The 15,716-nt window shown below is 67.6% G+C and carries 12 protein-coding genes and 3 pseudogenes; 3 read left to right on the top strand and 12 right to left on the bottom strand.

What is annotated here, in order from left to right; translation table 11 throughout:
• Positions 1-121: 121 nt before the first annotated feature.
• The 5 genes from AB0I53_RS38700 to AB0I53_RS38680 all read right to left on the bottom strand — a co-directional run bounded on the left by AB0I53_RS38700 (position 122) and on the right by AB0I53_RS38680 (position 3,960).
• Complete coding sequence (locus AB0I53_RS38700; protein WP_358614014.1) at positions 122-340, bottom strand: hypothetical protein; 219 nt, start codon at positions 338-340, stop codon at positions 122-124.
• The gene (locus AB0I53_RS38695) at positions 300-1,529 is read right to left on the bottom strand and encodes an RNA-guided endonuclease TnpB family protein (protein WP_358614013.1); all 1,230 of its coding nucleotides are present in this window, start codon (positions 1,527-1,529) and stop codon (positions 300-302) included. Before AB0I53_RS38695 ends, AB0I53_RS38700 begins: the two co-directional genes overlap by 41 nt.
• Positions 1,530-1,733: 204 nt before the next feature.
• Complete coding sequence (locus AB0I53_RS38690; protein ID WP_358614012.1) at positions 1,734-2,864, bottom strand: M20 family metallopeptidase; 1,131 nt, start codon at positions 2,862-2,864, stop codon at positions 1,734-1,736.
• Positions 2,864-3,541 carry a DUF1028 domain-containing protein gene (locus tag AB0I53_RS38685; protein WP_358614011.1) on the bottom strand — a complete coding sequence of 226 codons (678 nt, stop codon included), beginning with the start codon at positions 3,539-3,541 and terminating at the stop codon, positions 2,864-2,866. Before AB0I53_RS38685 ends, AB0I53_RS38690 begins: the two co-directional genes overlap by 1 nt.
• Positions 3,538-3,960, bottom strand: a complete 423-nt coding sequence (locus tag AB0I53_RS38680) for a RidA family protein (RefSeq protein ID WP_358614010.1) — start codon at positions 3,958-3,960, stop codon at positions 3,538-3,540. The genes AB0I53_RS38685 and AB0I53_RS38680 overlap by 4 nt, the downstream gene beginning before the upstream one ends.
• A 279-nt stretch (positions 3,961-4,239) precedes the next feature.
• Here AB0I53_RS38680 and AB0I53_RS38675 point away from each other — a divergent pair, with 279 nt between their 5' ends.
• Positions 4,240-5,487 carry an NAD(P)/FAD-dependent oxidoreductase gene (locus tag AB0I53_RS38675; RefSeq protein WP_358614009.1) on the top strand — a complete coding sequence of 416 codons (1,248 nt, stop codon included), beginning with the start codon at positions 4,240-4,242 and terminating at the stop codon, positions 5,485-5,487.
• Between the two features lie 81 nt (positions 5,488-5,568).
• Here the strand turns inward: AB0I53_RS38675 and AB0I53_RS38670 are convergent, their stop codons facing one another.
• On the bottom strand, positions 5,569-6,480 hold the full coding sequence (locus tag AB0I53_RS38670) for a LysR substrate-binding domain-containing protein (protein ID WP_358614008.1): 912 nt from the start codon (positions 6,478-6,480) through the stop codon (positions 5,569-5,571).
• A gap of 68 nt (positions 6,481-6,548) precedes the next feature.
• Positions 6,549-7,154 carry a TetR family transcriptional regulator gene (locus AB0I53_RS38665; RefSeq protein ID WP_358614007.1) on the bottom strand — a complete coding sequence of 202 codons (606 nt, stop codon included), beginning with the start codon at positions 7,152-7,154 and terminating at the stop codon, positions 6,549-6,551.
• Between the two features lie 116 nt (positions 7,155-7,270).
• Here AB0I53_RS38665 and AB0I53_RS38660 point away from each other — a divergent pair.
• Positions 7,271-8,277 (top strand): annotated as a pseudogene (locus AB0I53_RS38660) (aldehyde dehydrogenase family protein).
• A 100-nt stretch (positions 8,278-8,377) separates the two neighbouring features.
• Here AB0I53_RS38660 and tnpB read toward each other — a convergent pair.
• Positions 8,378-9,742, bottom strand: a complete 1,365-nt coding sequence (gene tnpB / locus AB0I53_RS38655) for an IS607 family element RNA-guided endonuclease TnpB (protein WP_358614006.1) — start codon at positions 9,740-9,742, stop codon at positions 8,378-8,380.
• Positions 9,739-10,315, bottom strand: a pseudogene (locus tag AB0I53_RS38650) (IS607 family transposase). Before AB0I53_RS38650 ends, tnpB begins: the two are co-directional and overlap by 4 nt.
• A gap of 61 nt (positions 10,316-10,376) precedes the next feature.
• Between AB0I53_RS38650 and AB0I53_RS38645 the strand changes: the two are divergent.
• Positions 10,377-11,494, top strand: a pseudogene (locus tag AB0I53_RS38645) (APC family permease).
• 318 nt (positions 11,495-11,812) lie between these two features.
• On the opposite strand, the gene AB0I53_RS38640 reads toward AB0I53_RS38645, so the two are convergent.
• The 3 genes from AB0I53_RS38640 to AB0I53_RS38630 all read right to left on the bottom strand — a co-directional run bounded on the left by AB0I53_RS38640 (position 11,813) and on the right by AB0I53_RS38630 (position 15,707).
• Positions 11,813-13,201, bottom strand: coding sequence for an MFS transporter (locus tag AB0I53_RS38640; RefSeq protein WP_358614005.1), 1,389 nt, complete (start codon positions 13,199-13,201; stop codon positions 11,813-11,815).
• Positions 13,198-14,418 (bottom strand): M20 family metallopeptidase, encoded by a 1,221-nt coding sequence (locus AB0I53_RS38635; RefSeq protein ID WP_358614004.1) that lies wholly within the window; start codon positions 14,416-14,418, stop codon positions 13,198-13,200. The genes AB0I53_RS38640 and AB0I53_RS38635 overlap by 4 nt, the downstream gene beginning before the upstream one ends.
• 548 nt (positions 14,419-14,966) lie before the next feature.
• The gene (locus AB0I53_RS38630) at positions 14,967-15,707 is read right to left on the bottom strand and encodes an SDR family oxidoreductase (protein WP_358614003.1); all 741 of its coding nucleotides are present in this window, start codon (positions 15,705-15,707) and stop codon (positions 14,967-14,969) included.
• Positions 15,708-15,716 lie beyond the last annotated feature (9 nt).

Raw genomic sequence — 15,716 nt, 5'->3', positions numbered from 1 at the left:
CATCTAACAAGAAGTAATAATCGAAGCAAGGCATCTAGAGGATCTATGCAGAAGCGCTGAGCTGGCCCGAAACGCGAACCTGACGAGGCCGAAACGGCAACTTCACCGCAGCCTGGGGCGGTCAGCCGACGGGTCCGCCGGTGAGGGCCTGTGGCGTGGTCAGCGCGCCGAGTTGCTCGTCGGTCAGCAGACGCCGTTCCCGCACCAGCTCCAGCGCGGGCCGGCCGGTGCGGTGCGCCTCCAGCGCGATGGTGCTCGCGGTTTCTTGACTTCCTCCCTGCCCTGATGGGCAGGGATTCCTACCGTGCCTGGCAGCGCGGGCTTCGCGCCGCCAGGTCACCTCGGTGGGTTCCTGCTTCACCGCGCTCAGCCCGAACTTGTTCGGGGCTTACATGCGCTCCACAGGCTGTCACCGCCAGTCCGGCGGCCTTGGCGACGTTGGCCGCCGCGTTGATGTCCCGGTCCAGCACCGCCCCGCATGCCTGGCACTGCCAGAAGCGGATGTGCAGCGGCTTGGGTCCGTCTTTGATGCCGCAGTTCGAGCACACCTGAGAAGTGGGTTCGAACCTGTCGATCCGAACCACCCTGCGCCCGTACAGTGCGGCCTTGTATTCCAGCATCGCTACGAATGCCGACCATCCGGCGTCGTGCACGGATTTGGCCAGGCGTGTACGCGCCAGTCCCGATACCGCCAGGTCTTCCACCGCGATCGCTTGGTTCTCGCGGATCAGCCGAGTGGAGAGCTGGTGGTGGAACTCGCGGCGCGCATCGGCTACCTGCGCGTGAGCGCGGGCGACCTTATCCCTGGCCTTGTCCCTATTGCGGCTGCCTTTGGTCTTGCGGGACGGGTTCTGCTGCGCCCGCTTGAGTTTCTTCTCCGCCTTCCGGAGAAACTTCGGCGCGGTGATCTTCGTACCGTCAGAAAGCACCGCGAAGTGCCCCAACCCCAAGTCAATCCCCACCCCGGGGGCATCGTCGGAGCCGATCGGTTCGGGGTTGATGTCGATCACGAATGACGCGAAATACCGCCCGGCGGCGTCCTTGATGACTGTGACGCTGGACGGTTCTGACGGCAAGACGCGGGACCACTTCACCGGAACGTCACCGATTTTCGGTAACCGCAGCTTGCCGCCCGGCGTGATCGACCAGCGCGCGTTGGCGGTGAACCGGACCGCTTGCCGCCGGTCGCGCCGGGTCTTGAACCGAGGCGCCCCTATCGCGCGGCCCCTGCGTGTGCCGCTGAGCGAGGCGAAGAAGTTCTTGAACGCGGCGTCGGCGTCCCGCAACGACTGTTGCAGCACGACCGCTGAAACCTCGCCTAGCCAGGCACGAACGGGATTCTGCTTAGCCTCGGTGATCAGCCTCCGAGACAACTCACCAGGCGTAGGAGTTTTCAAACCTGCTTCGTAGGCATCCCGACGCGCCCGGATGACGTCATTGAACACCACACGGGCACACCCGAACGCCTTCGCCAACGCAGTCTGCTGACCCGCCGTCGGATACAAGCGAAAGCTGTACCGAAGCTGCACACCATGATGATATTCCGCTGGTTTCGTGTCTGCTTGCGGGGATATTCATACCGGTCGCCACTGCTGTTTCATGCTCGGGCACGCTGATCTCGCCGAGCATGTCGTGCTCGGTGCGCGTCGGGGCGTGGGACATCGTTGTCCTTCCCGGAAAGGTACGGATTCAGAACGTGAGCGTGCTGCGGATGCGGGCCGAGGAGCGGGCGGTCACGGCGCCACCGCTCGGTCCACTCCGGTCCACGCAAGTGCGATCGCGCCGTCGAGCAGGGCTCGTTGCGCGGTGCCGCCGACGCAGTGCGCGGCGAACTCGCGCTGGTGGTTGGTCGCCGGCAGGGATCCGATGCCGATGTAGGGGTGGATGGCGGGCACGACCTGCGAGACGTTGCCCATGTCGGTGGAGGCGCGGTTCATGCGGGACGCCGTGCCGTCCGGAGCGAACTCGCGGCCGAGTTCGAGCGCGTTGGCGCGGTAGGCCGCCAGTGCCGCCTCGTCGGCGCGGAACTCGGCGTACGGCTTGCTTTCCGGTTCCACGGCCAGCTCGCAGCCGGTGGCCAGCGCGCCGGCTTCGAACGCGCGCAGCACGCGCGGCTCCAGCTCGGCTAGTTCCGCGAGCGTCTCGGCACGCACGTACCAGCGGCCGGTGGCGTGCTCGGGGATCGCGTTCGGCGCGTCGCCGGCGTGCGTCACGACGCCGTGCACCCGCGCCGAGGCGGGGATTTGCTGGCGGAGCAGGCCGATGGCGACCTGGGCGACGGTGAACGCGTCGGCGGCGTTGATCCCGGCCTCGGGGTAGGCGGCGGCGTGCGCGGACTTGCCGGTGTAGGAGATCTTCGAGTGGCTGACGGCGAACGGCCGGGCCTCGGCGACGTCGACAGGTGCCGGGTGCACCATCATCGCGAGGTCCACGCCCGCGAAAGCGCCGCGGTCGAGCAGCTCGATCTTCCCGCCGCCGCCCTCCTCGGCCGGGGTGCCGTAGACCTCGACCGTCACCCCGGCGTCGTCGGCGACCGCGGCCAGCCCCAGTGCGGCACCGATGGAACTGGCCGCGATGAGGTTGTGGCCGCACGCGTGGCCGAGGCCGGGCAGCGCGTCGTACTCGGCGCACAGCGCGATCCGCGTAGGACCGGTGCCGAAGCTCGCGTGGAACGCCGTGTCCAGGCCGAGGTAGCTCGACGTGACGGCGAACCCGGCGCGGTCGAGCAGCTCCGGCACCGCCGCGGCGGCGCGGTGCTCCTCCCACGCCGTCTCGGGGTCGGCGTGCAGCCGTTCCGACAGGCGGATCAGCTCGTCGGCGTGCCGGTCGACCGCGGCGCGGGCCGCGTCTTTCAGTGCTGTCATCACTCGTCTCCCGGCACGCCGTAGGACGGGGCCGACGCGGGGTCGAGCCCGCGGGTGACGTAGTCGTCGCGCTGCGGGAGCCACACGTCGAGCAACTCGGCGAGCCGGTCGACGGGGTCGTCCGCCCAGTCCACTCGGAGGTCGGTGACCGGCCAGTCCACATCGGACACCACGACGACGCCGGCGGAGTGGACCGGGCCCTCCTCGCCGCCGGCGGCGAGACCGGCCTGCAACGCGGTGACGAGCCGCTGCTCCAGCTCGCCGGTGGCGGAGGCGAACGCGTCCACAATGGCCTGCGGGATGTGGTCGCCTGCCAGCATGTTGCCCGCCGCCACGACACCGTCCGCGGCGGCGGCACCGTGCTTGCCCAGCGTCCGGGCCCCGCTGTAGGCGAAGCCCGGGCCGGTCGGGCCGAGCACGGTGAGCTGCCGGTACTCGATGTTGTCCGCAGCGGCGGTGACCCCGGCGAGCGCCCGCTCGGCGTCACCGTGCTCGGCGAGCCCGTCGAGCAGGTGGCCGCCGAGCCGCGGGTCGGTGATGTTCTGCGAGGCCGCGGCGCCGACGCCCGGGCGCAGGTGCGCGACGCGGGCGACGACGGCAGGGCTGGATGAGCTGGCCGCGACACCGAACCGCACGGTGCCGCCGGAAGTGTCGCGGGCGACGATCGAAAGGGTCACTTCTCCTCCTCCGGGATCACTGCGATGGCGTCGATCTCGCACAGCCACTCCGGCCGGGCGAGCGCGGACACCACCACGCCGGTCGAGATCGGGTGCACACCCTTGGTCCAGCGCCCGACGGTGCGGTAGACGGCCTCGCGGTAGCGCGGGTCGATCAGGTAGATGGTGAGCTTGACCAGGTGCTCCATCCGGCTGCCGGCTTCTTCGAGCAGCGTCTTGATGTTCGCCATCGCCTGCTCGGCCTGCGCGGCGGCGTCGCCGATCCCGACGGACTCGCTGGTGTCGAGGTCCTGCCCGATCTGGCCACGGACGTAGACGGTGCCGTTGGCGACGACGGCCTGGCAGAGGTCGTTGTCGAGTTTCTGCTCGGGGTAGGTGTCGCGCGTGTTGAACGGGCGGATGCGGCGATGAACAGTCACTTCGTGGCCTTTCCCGGCGGCGGTTGTCGGACGGATCGGCGGCGCCGTCGCCTCAGCCTGACCTCGCCACCTGCCTTCTGTCCAGTAGATGTTTCAGTACCAATGGATCGAAAATATCGATGCATTGGTACGGCTCCCTTGGATTGAAAAAACAGATCTCGTGCACCGAAAACATCTGTTGGACACGGGAAGTGCCCGGCGGCGAGGATCCGGTGAGACGCACAGAGGCATGGAGGCGGACCGGCGAGGTCCGCCCGCCGGTCCGGAGTGGAGGTCTGGATGTCGATCCAAGAGGTGGAGGCCCTCGTCGTGGGCGGGGGCCAGGCCGGTCTGGCGATGAGCGAGCACCTGAGTGACTGCGGAGTGCAGCACCTCGTGCTGGAACGCGACCGCATTGCCGAGCGCTGGCGTTCGGAGCGGTGGGACTCGCTGGTCGCGAACGGGCCCGCGTGGCACGACCGCTTCCCCGGCCTGGAGTTCGTCGACCTGGCGCCCGGCGCTTTCGCTTCGAAAGATCAGGTCGCGGCCTACTTCGAGGCGTATGCGGAGAAGATCGCCGCACCGATCCGCACCGGGGTTGAGGTGACGTCCGTCCGGAAGCACCAGGGACGGCCCGGTTTTCGCGTGGAGACTTCGGACGGAACCTTCGACTCCCGCTTCGTCGTCGCGGCGACCGGGCCGTTCCAGCGGCCCGTGATCCCGCCGATCGTGCCCCGAGAAGTCGGCCCCCTGCAGATCCACTCCAGTTCCTACCGGAATCCGGAGCAGCTGCCCGCCGGCGCCGTGCTGGTGGTCGGCGCCGGTTCGTCGGGAGTGCAGATCGCCGAAGAGCTCCGCCGGTCGGGGCGGCCCGTGTACCTGTCCGTCGGTCCCCACGACCGTCCTCCGCGCCACTACCGCGGACGCGACTTCTGCTGGTGGCTCGGCGTGCTCGGCAAGTGGGACGCCGAGACTCCGCCGTCGGGGGCCGAACACGTCACCATCGCGGTCAGCGGAGCCCGCGGCGGGCACACGGTGGACTTCCGCGCGCTCGCCGGACTCGGGATCGACCTCGTCGGCATGACCAGCGAGTTCGACAACGGAATCCTCCGCTTCGCGCCGGACCTCGGGGCCAACATCGCCAAGGGAGACGCGAACTACCTCGCGCTGCTCGACGAAGCCGACGCGTATGTCGCGCGCAACGGTCTGGACCTCCCGGAGGAGCCGGGCGCTCGCACGCTGGGGCCGGATCCCGCCTGCGTGACCGACCCGATCCTCGAACTCGATCTCGCCGCCGCCGGAGTCCACTCGATCGTCTGGGCGACCGGCTTCGCCGTCGACTACGGCTGGCTGCAGGTCGATGCGCTCGACGAGAACGGCAAGCCGAAGCACCGTCGCGGCGTGTCAACCGAGCCCGGCGTGTACTTCCTGGGACTGCCCTGGCTCGCGCGCCGTGGCTCGAGCTTCATCTGGGGGGTGTGGCACGACGCCAAGTTCGTGGCCGACCACATCGCGACCCAGCGCGGCTACCTCAGCCACGGGGACTGACTCGCTCTGCGGCCGGGGAGGCGATCGCCTCCCCGGCCGCGAAACGTTCAGCGTGCGACCGAAAACCGTGTCCCGCGCGCCTCAGCGCGCGTAGAGGGTTCGGCACAACTTCCGGAACTCCTGTGCCCGCCGGGTGAGGCGGACGCCGCGCATCGAGGCGACGACGATGTCCAGCGACGGGACGTCGTCGGTCAGGGTGAGCGGTACGGCTCGCGCCCCCGAGTAGGTGGTTTCGGCTGGCGGGCATTGGTTGAGGAGCGCGAAGCCGTGGCCGTGCGCGACGAAAGCACGGACGGTCTCGTAGCCGGTGGTGCGGTGGCGGACCCGCGGTTCCACGCCTGCGTTGCTGAGGATCGCCTGCAGGTACTCACGGCTGTGCGGCAGGTCGAGCAGCACCATGGGCTCGTCGGCCAGGTCCTGGAGCGACACCTTGCGGTTCTTCCGTCGCGCGAGCCGGTGGTCTTCGGACACGAGGGCGTACGGGTGCGCGGTTCCCACGACCTCGCGGTCGATGTCGTCGTCCAAGTCGTAGCCGTACAGCAGGGCGAGCTCCGTCTCGCCCGAGCGCAGGGCCGATTTGAGCGCCTGGTGCTCGCCTTCGCGCAGGGACACGTGGACCTGCGGGTGCCGGGCCTCGAACTCCGCCAGCAGGCCGGGTAGCCGGAACGGCGCGAGCGTGGCGAAGCAGCCGACCGTCAGCGTCCCGACCAGTTCGGTGCCGGACTGCCGGGCGGTCTCGACCAGCTCAGCGCCGTGGGCGAGGAAGTCCAGCACCCTCTTGTAGAACGCCTCGCCCGCCGTGGTCAGGCTGAGCCCGCGAGCGTGGTGGCGCAGCAGGAACTGCACGCCCATTTCTTTCTCCAGCTGCGCGATCGCGGTCGACACCGCCGACTGCGACACCATGAGTTCCTTCGACGCGGCGGTCATGCTGAGGTGCCGGGCCGCCGACTCGAAGTAGCGCAGCTGCACGAGGGTGAAGGCAGGCTCGTTCATGGAGACATCCTCCCTCGCGTGCGGGGCTTTCGGCGCCCCCGCCGGGGACCTCGCGGAGTCGCGACCGCTCATGAGGCGGTCGCGCAGCCGGTGGCCTGCCGCGCGTACTCGGTGAGCAAGTGCTTGGCGGCACTGCGCTCGACGGAGGTGTTGTTGCTCATCAGGTGCAGACCGAGACCGTCCTCCAGCGCGACCACCGTCGCGGCGATCTCGCGCACCGGGCGGGAAAGCGTGAACTCGCCCGTCGCACGGCCGACCTCCAGCACCGCACCGTAGAGCGCGACCTCGCGGTCGTAGAGACCGGTCATGAGCGCGGCGTGCGCTGAACTGCGATCGGCAAGCCCGTGCATCTCGTAGAGCACGTGGGCGACCTCGTCACCCCGCCCGGAGGGCAAGCCGGTCTCGATGGCCGCGGCGAGCTTGCCCGCCGCACTCCCGGCCGCGTCGACGGTGTCGGCCCGGTGGCGGTAGAAGCGGTCGGCCACCGTGCGATGCACGTCGAACATCAGCTCCGCCAGTTCCGGGTAGTGGTAGAGCACCGAACCCGGTGACACACCCGCCTCCGTGGCGATGTCGCGGATGCGGACGTTGACGCGCCCGCGTTCGTTGATCGCCCGCAGCGCGGCGTCGATGAGCTGTTCCCGGCGTGCCCGCTGTGTCCTCGTCCGTGTCACGTTCACCATTATTGATGCTCTGATTCAATTTTTTCAATCTCCAACTTAGCTATTGACATGTGACTTTGCTGAAGATTTGAATCTGCGTTCAAAGTTACTGAGCGAAGAGGAGAGCCATGCCAGCGTTCACCCACGAGCAATGGCGCGAGGCCGCCGCGGGTCTCGCCCCACGCACCGCCGCGTTCATCGGCGGCCGGTTCACCGCGGCGCTCGACGGCCGCACCTTCCCGACCGTCGACCCCGCCACCGGCCGCACCATCGCCGACGTCGCCGAGTGCGGCCCCGCCGACGTCGACGCCGCCGTGTCCGCCGCCCGCAAGTGCTTCGAGTCCGGCGCCTGGTCGTCCGCCGGACCCGCCGAGCGCAAGCAGGTGCTCCTGCGCCTGGCCGACCTGATCGACGAGCACCGCGCGGAGCTCGCCCTGCTCGACTCGATGGACATGGGCAAGCTCGTCACCGACGCCTACGAGATCGACGTACCCGGGGCGGCGGGCCTGTTCCGCTGGTACGCCGAGATGCTCGACAAGGACTACGGCGAGATCGCACCGACCGCTGCGGGAGATCTGGCCCTGGTGCGCCGCGTTCCCCTCGGCGTCGTCGGCGCGGTCGTGCCGTGGAACTTCCCGCTGGACATGGCCACCTGGAAGCTCGCACCCGCCCTGGCCGCCGGGAACTCGGTGGTGCTCAAGCCCGCCGAGCAGTCCCCGCTGTCGGCGCTGCGGCTCGCGGAGCTGGCCGCCGAAGCCGGGCTGCCCGAAGGGGCGCTCAACGTCGTTCCGGGCTACGGCGAGACCACCGGCGCGCACTGGGCCTGCACTCCGACGTCGACTGCATCGCGTTCACCGGATCAACCGCCGTGGGACAGCAATTCCTGCGCTACGCGGCGGAATCCAACCTCAAGCAGGTGTGGCCGGAATGCGGCGGCAAAAGCCCCAACCTCGTCTTCGCCGACTGCGCCGACCTGGACGCGGCGGCCGAAGCCGCGTGCGCGGGGATCTTCTTCAACCAGGGCGAGGTGTGCTCGGCCAACTCGCGGTTGCTCGTCGCCCGCGAGATCAAGGACGACCTGGTGGCCAGGATCGCGAAGCGGGCCGCCGACTACGCACCCGGCGACCCGCGGTAAACGTCATCGCAGTCGCGCCGTCCTCCGCCGGTGACCAGTTCGCGCTGGGCTACGCGAGAACATGGTGCGCGCCGACCGTTCGGGAAGCGTGTAATAACGTTCACCGAGTCAGCGCGTTGCCGCGTTGACGTTGGCCCGCGCCAGGTGGTGCGGGTCTTCCCGTGGCGATACCCGTTGCGCCGTAAGCGGTCGTCTTACATGGGTTTCCATCGGGCTCGTTTAGCCTCACGGCGCAACTCGCCGGAGAGGTCTCATAGTCAACAAGAGCAGCGAGATTGCGTGCGGCGTTGAGGTCGCGGTCCAGGACCATGCCGCATGCCTCGCAGTGGAAGGTGCGTTCGGACAGGCGCAGCTTGGCTTTCACCACACCACAGCCCGAACACGTTTTAGAGCTGGGGTACCAGCGGTCCGCAATATGCACACCCACGCCGGACCATCCGGCCTTGTACTCGATCTGCCTGCGGAGTTCGGCCATGCCGACACCCGCAATATGCCGCGCTAACCGGCGGTTTCGCATCATGCCGGACACGTTGAGGTCTTCCAGCACGATCATGCCGTGCTCACGCACCAGGCGTGTGGTGAGTTCGTGCAGCTCATCCCGGCGCGCGTTGGCGATCCTGGTGTGCAGACGTTCGATCCGTTCCTGGGTCTTGCGCCACCGGTTCGACGGTGTGCCTTCGGAGCGCTTGTCCGGCCCGGCGCGGCGTGCGGCTTGGCGCTGCAACCGGCGCAGCTCCCGCTGCGCGATTTCCAGGTGCTTCGGGTTAGCGATCACCTCGCCTGTGGACAGCGCCGCCAGCGACTTGACCCCGAGGTCCACGCCCACGATCGAGGCCGGCTTCGCTGGTTTCGGGTCGTCGCGGGTGATCTCCACTGAGAACGACACGAACCAGCGACCGGAACGCAACGACACCGTGGCCGACCGGATTCGCGCGGTGCCGCGCTCGGCATGCCGGGCGAGTTTACGTGTGGACTCGTGGGTGCGTACGACCCCGATTCTGGGCAACTTCACATGCCGGCGATCGGACTCGACCAGACCGAAGCTGCCGGTCGTGAAACGGCACGAGGGGGTGCTGCGTTTGCCTTTGAACCTGGGGAACCCCACCGTGCGGCCTTTCCGCTTGCCCTTCCTGGAGGAATCCCAGTTTCGCAGCGCGGTCGCCAGGTTCGCCAGCCCCGAGGAGTACGCCTCTTTCGAGTTCTCCGCCCACCACGGCGCAACGGTGCTCTTCGCCTCGTTCCAGTCTTTGCGCAGCGAGTAGGCAGACCAGTCGACGGCCGGAGCGCGCTGGTCTGCCCCGATGCCATAGGAGGCTTCAGCTTCCCGCTGGCCCAGGTTGACCTTGATCCGGTTCAGACCCCAGTTATAGGCGAAGCGTTGGGCGCCACAATGCGACCGCAACGCGGCTTCCTGAGCAGGGTTGGGGTCCAGTGCGAACCGGTACGCCTGGATCGTGACCGTCACGCGCGCACCTCGCCAGCGGCCGCACACGCCATACCGCGTTCTGCGCGTTTCCGTGCCGACCTGCGTCCGTACAGTCGGGCGCACATCGAGGTCAGCACTTCCACCATGTCACGCACCAGGTCGTCTCTGACCTCATCAGGGTTCAGCACAACCAGGGTGCGGCCGGTTGCCGATAGTGCGGCTTCGAGGTGTTCGGTACCGAACCGAGCCAGCCGGTCACGGTGCTCCACCACGATCCGGGTCACGGTTGGGTCGGCAAGAAGTTTCCGCAGCTTCGGCCGGTTCCCATTCAGGCCTGATCCCACTTCCGTAATCGTCGCGTCCAGGCTGATCCCGCGCGTTCCGCATTCCTCGGCAACGCGCCCGATCTGCCTGGTCAAGTCGTCCCGCTCCTCCACTGAGGACACCCGGCAGTACTCCACCGTACGACCCGATTCGATCCGGGGCGGATCAACAAGGATGGTTCCGGTGGGAAGTTGACGAGCCGGAACGGGCAGAGTGCCCGCATGAAACCATGCTCAGCGCGGATCGGTACGAAACACCCTGCTCACGCGCCCAATCCTTCAACTTCACACGCACAAATTAACACACGATTACACTCATTTACACAGAACCCTCAACAGTTACGAGCCCCGTGGCCGGTTCCGCCTACACCTACACCCAGCAAACTTTCGGCCCTGCCACGGGTTTCCTAACCGGCTGGGCGCTGCTGCTGGACTACATCTTCCTGCCCACGATCAGCTACATCGTCATCGGGCTCTACCTGGGGATCGCAATCCCGGCAGTGCCCGGATGGATCTGGGTGCTGCTGGCGATCGCCGTCGTCACCGGACTGAACACCCTCGGCATCAAACTGGTGACCGGCATGAACATGGTGCTGGTGGGCGCGCAGGGGGTGTTCATCGCGACGTTCCTGGCGATGAGCTACCTGACCATGTCCGGGCGCTCGGAACCGGCGGACCTGGTGGCGCCGTTCTACAGCGCGGACTTCTCGCTCACCGCGGTCATCGCCGGATCAGCCATCCTCTGCCTGTCGTTCCTGGGCTTCGACGCGATCTCCACGCTCTCCGAGGAGGCCCGGGAGCCGCAGAAGACGTTTCCGAGAGGATCATCCTGTGCACGGTCTTCTGCGGACTGCTGTTCGTCCTCATGTCCTGGGTGGGCCACCTGGTCCACCCCGACTGGCAGACCTTCACCGATCCCGACTCGGCCTCGGTCGAGGTGATGGTCAGCGCCGGTGGCGACTTCCTGGCGGTGTTCTTCACCGCCGCCTACGTCGCGGCCTGCTTCGCCTCGGCCATGGCGGCGCAAAGCGCGGTGTCCCGGATCCTGTTCTCCATGGGGCGTGACGGCGCACTGCCCAGGCGCGTCTTCGCCCGCATCCACCCGAAGTACCGGACCCCGCACCTGGCCACCCTGGCGGTGGGCGCGGTTTCCCTGCTGGCCTGCGTCATGTCGCTGGACCAGGCCGCCGCCCTGGTGAGCTTCGGCGCCCTGATCGCCTTCACCTTCGTCAACCTGAGCGTCATCAAGCACTACGCGATCGGCCAGGGCAAGCGCCGAGGCACGGACTTCCTCCGCTATGTGCTCACCCCTGGAATCGGTGTAGCGCTGACTGTGTGGCTGTGGACGTCGCTGTCGCCGCTGACCTTCGTCATCGGCCTGAGCTGGGTAGCAGTCGGCTTCCTGCAACTACTCCGCCTCACCCGCGGCTTCAAACGACCAGCACCCACCATGAACCGTGAACCATGACCGGTACCGGCGGCCCCGCGTCCTGAACGCCGGGCCGCCGGTGCCGGCATCAACAGTCAGCCGGCGCAGAACAGCGCCGACCACTCGACCAAGACCTCGTCAGCCGTGGCCAACAACAAGCCCGTCCGCCGAGCAATACCATCCCCACAGACACATTGCTGACCGCCACTTCCGGGAGCATCCGGCGTTGGCTTGGTCGGCGAATACCGCGATGCGCGGGGTGACGATCAGGTTGGGCGCACTCGGAAAAGGGCTGCCGTGCGGCGGTTCGACGGCGTACACATCGACCCGACAACTGCGATATGTCCACAGTGGAGCTCAGCCCGACGCCTCGCGCAGTGCCTTGCGGCGCCCGTGCCGCCCGACCGACTTGTCCTTCAGGTCGATGCCCTTCGTCTCCGGCAACGTCAGCACGACGAAGCCACTGATCAGGCCAAGCGCAATGCTGTACCAGGTGAACGCACTGGCCATGCCTTGGCTTGCGAAGAACGTCTGCAGGTAGGGGGCGGTGCCGCCGAACAGCGCCACGGCGATCGAGTAGGGCACGGCCAGCCCGATCGCCCGGATCCGCGTCGGGAAGATCTCCGCATAGACGGCGGGCCCGACGGACGTCGACATCGCCAGGAAGATCAGCGCGATCGACATCGCGAAGAACAACGACCACGCCGACTCGTTGAGCATCGCGTTCAGCGGGAAGCTCAGGATCGAGAGACCGACGACCGCGGTCAGCAGGATCGGCTTGCGGCCGATCCGGTCCGAGAGCGCGCCGAACAGAGGGACGACGGCTAGGAAGACGATCTGCGCCCCGACGCCGGCCCACAGCGCCTGAGCCGGCGGCACCTTGATCACGCTGATGGCGTACGCGGGGGCCGAGATCGCCCACACGTAGTAGAGGACAGTCGCACCCACGGTCATGCCGATGACCTGGAAGAGCAGCTTGGGATGTTCCCTGACGGTCCGCCAGATGGCGCCCTTCTTGGTGTGAAGGTGATCCTCGTCCTCGTTACCGGTGGGGTCGTCGTGGATGGCTTCCTCGACGAAGGCCTCGGTCTCGTGCATGCGCAAGCGCATGAACAGCGCGTAGAACCCGAACACACCACCGATGATGAACGGAAGCCTCCAGCCATAGGCGTTCATCGACTCGGTGGTCAGCATCGTGGAGAGCACGGCGGCGAGCAGGGTGCCGGCGAGCTGCCCGATGGTGCCGGAGAAGTAGATGAGGCTGGACCACAGTCCGCGCCTCTCCTTGGGAGCGGTCTCGGCGATATACGTTTGCGCAGAAGGCAGTTCGCCGCCGTGCGCGAGGCCTTGGGCAAGGCGAGCGAGGACCAGGATGAGAGACGCGCCGACGCCGATGGTGGCGTAGTTCGGCGAGATGCCGATCAGCAGGCTGCCGCCCGCAGAGAGTGCGACGCACAGCGACATGGAGAGCTTGCGGCCCATCTTGTCGGCGATCCAGCCGAACAGTGCGCCGCCGAAAGGACGTGCGAGGAAGCCGACCGCGAACACGACGAGTGTCTTGAGCACGTCGGAGACGGGGTCGTCGCCGTGGAAGAACTGCGAGGCGAAGAACGGGGTGAACGTGGTGTAGACGCCCCAGTCGAACCACTCCATCGCATTGCCGGAGCCGATGCCGAAGAGCGTGCGGGCCTTGCTCTGGTCAGCGGAAGTCCGGATGTGGCCGCTGGACTGAGGTGTGTCGCTCACGACGTCGCCTCCTCGGCGAATACGTCCAGCCTGCGGGAGGCGAGGCTGGCGTAGATGGCGGCCGCGTCGGAGAGCACGGCCGGATCGAAGTCCGCACGTGGCGAGTGGTTCATCGGGGCGGCATCCGGGTCGAGCCCCGGCGGGGTAGCGCCAATGCCGAGGAACGCCCCGGGGACGGCGGCGATGACCCGGGAGAAGTCCTCCGACCCTGACACCGGGTGGGGCATCTCCTGGTAGCGCTCCTCGCCGAGGACGTTGCGCACCACGTCGGCGCCGAAGTCGACCTCGGCAGCCGTGTTGACGGTCGTCGGGTACTCGCGCTCGAACCGGTACTCGACGTCGACGCCGTGCGATGCCGCGACGCCCTCCACCGTGCGCTGGATCGAGGAGGTGAGCAGGTCCTCGTTCACCTCGCTGTAGCAGCGAACGGTCGCTTCGAACGTCGCGGTGTCCGGGATGACGTTGCGTTTCGTCCCTCCGGCGAATTTCCCGACAGTGATCACGACGGGGTCGAAGATGTCGAAGGTGCGGGTCACCATCGTCTGCAATGCGGTGACCATCGCCGCTGCCGCGACGATCGGATCCTTCGCCCGGTGCGGAGCCGACCCATGGCCACCGGCTCCGCGGACGGTGACGAAGAGCCCATGCGACGCGGACATGACCGTCCCGGCCTTGCTGGTGAACAGCCCTGACGGCAGCTGGCTGGAGAACACGTGCATGCCGAACGCGGCGTCGACACGCTTGCCGGCAGCGTCGAGGACGCCTTCATCGATCATGACACCTGCGCCGTCGAAGCCTTCCTCGCCGGGCTGGAACATGAACACCACGTCGCCCTTGAGCGTGTCGCGGTGCTGGCACAGCAGCTTCGCGGCTCCGACGAGCGAGGTGGTGTGCAGGTCGTGCCCACATGCGTGCATCGCGCCGTTCGTCGCGGCGAAGTCCAGCCCGGTGTCCTCGTCGACCGGCAACGCGTCCATGTCACCGCGGATCAGCACGGTCTTCGGACCCGCCGCCTCCCGTTGCCCACCGCGGAGCACCGCGGTGACCGACGTCGTCCTCGTGCCCGTCGTGATCTCCAAGGGGAGCCGCTCAAGCGCGGAGAGCACCGCCTCCTGAGTACGTGGGAGCTCCAGCCCGATTTCCGGATAGTGGTGCAGCCGCTTGCGCAACTCGACCAGGTCACCCTGCATCGCCGTGGCATCTTCAAGGAAGGTCATACCCCACTCCTTGCCTGCTCCCGAACGTCGGCGCGTCGGTTTTATCTGAATTGTGCGGACTGCGATCTGGCGCCAGCCGGTCCGATCCACCAGAGCCGGACTTCTGGGGGCCGCGCCGGGCCGCGACAGTCCGACCGGACGGTATGGGATGCGGCCACCAGTGTCCAGACCCAAGCCCGTTTCCGGTTGACGGCGGGGTATTCACCGCGCACGATCAACCACAACCTGTCGGTGATCAGCGGTTCCCACGAGCTCCCCGCGGCCCGGTGGTCAACCCTGTTCCCAACTCGGCAGCTCGCAGGCAGGCGTTGGCGCACATGAGTCCACTGGGGACCAGGCCGCAATTCCAGCTGGCGCGTCGAGGGACTCCAAGTCAGCTACAGGAGCGCCGAGGACGAGCTCGCCCAGATCGACGTCACGCTCCAGCGCCAAACCAGCGCGGTCACGCTCGGCATGCCCACATTCACCTCAATCGCCGGTCGAACAACAACCACATCACCACCGAGATGGCGATTCACAACGTCCTGCCATGCCGATGAGCGGGTCGCTCAGCCCTGGCGAGTCGGTCGAATGGTCAGGTCCCCGATTTCGACGTCGTCGGGTTGATCGATCGCGAAGGCGATCGCCCGGGCCACCGCCGTGGGGTCGATGCCGAGATCGGCCATGTTCTGCCTGGCCCGCTCGCGCACGGCCGGGTCGTCGACGGCGTTGTCGACAAGCTCGGTGCGGACGTAGCCCGGGGAGATCGACGTAGTCCGCAGAACCCCGTCGGTGCTCTCCTGTCGCAGGCCCTCCAGGAGGGTGCGCACCGCGTTCTTCGTTCCGGCGTACACCGCCTGGGTGGGGACGATCTTCAGGCCAGAGGTCGAGATGACGGTGACGAGGTGACCACTGCCCTGACGGCGGAACACCGGCAGGGCAGCGGCGATCCCGTGCAGGATCCCCTTGACGTTCACGTCGACCATCGCCGACCAGCCCTCGACGTCCAAGTCAGCAATGGAGCTGATCCTGCTGATCCCGGCGTTGCCCACCAAGACGTCCAGACGGCCGAAGCGCTCGACGGCGACGGTGACGAGCGACCGGAGATCGTCGGGATGGGTGACGTCCACACGCGTGGCGGCCGCCTCGCCGCCGGTGGCTTCGAACTCGGCAACCAGCCGGTCCAGCCGGTCGGTGCGGCGGGCGCCGAGGACGACGGCCGCACCGAGTGAGGCGAGGTGGCGAGCTGTTGCTTCGCCAATTCCGCTGCTGGCGCCGGTGATGGCGACGACCTTGCCATGGATGGTCATGCAGATCCT

The organism is Saccharopolyspora sp. NPDC050389, from assembly GCF_040655595.1.
GTDB lineage: Bacteria > Actinomycetota > Actinomycetes > Mycobacteriales > Pseudonocardiaceae > Saccharopolyspora.
Note: the sequence above shows the minus strand (reverse complement) of the source record. Positions and strands in the feature narration are given on the sequence as shown.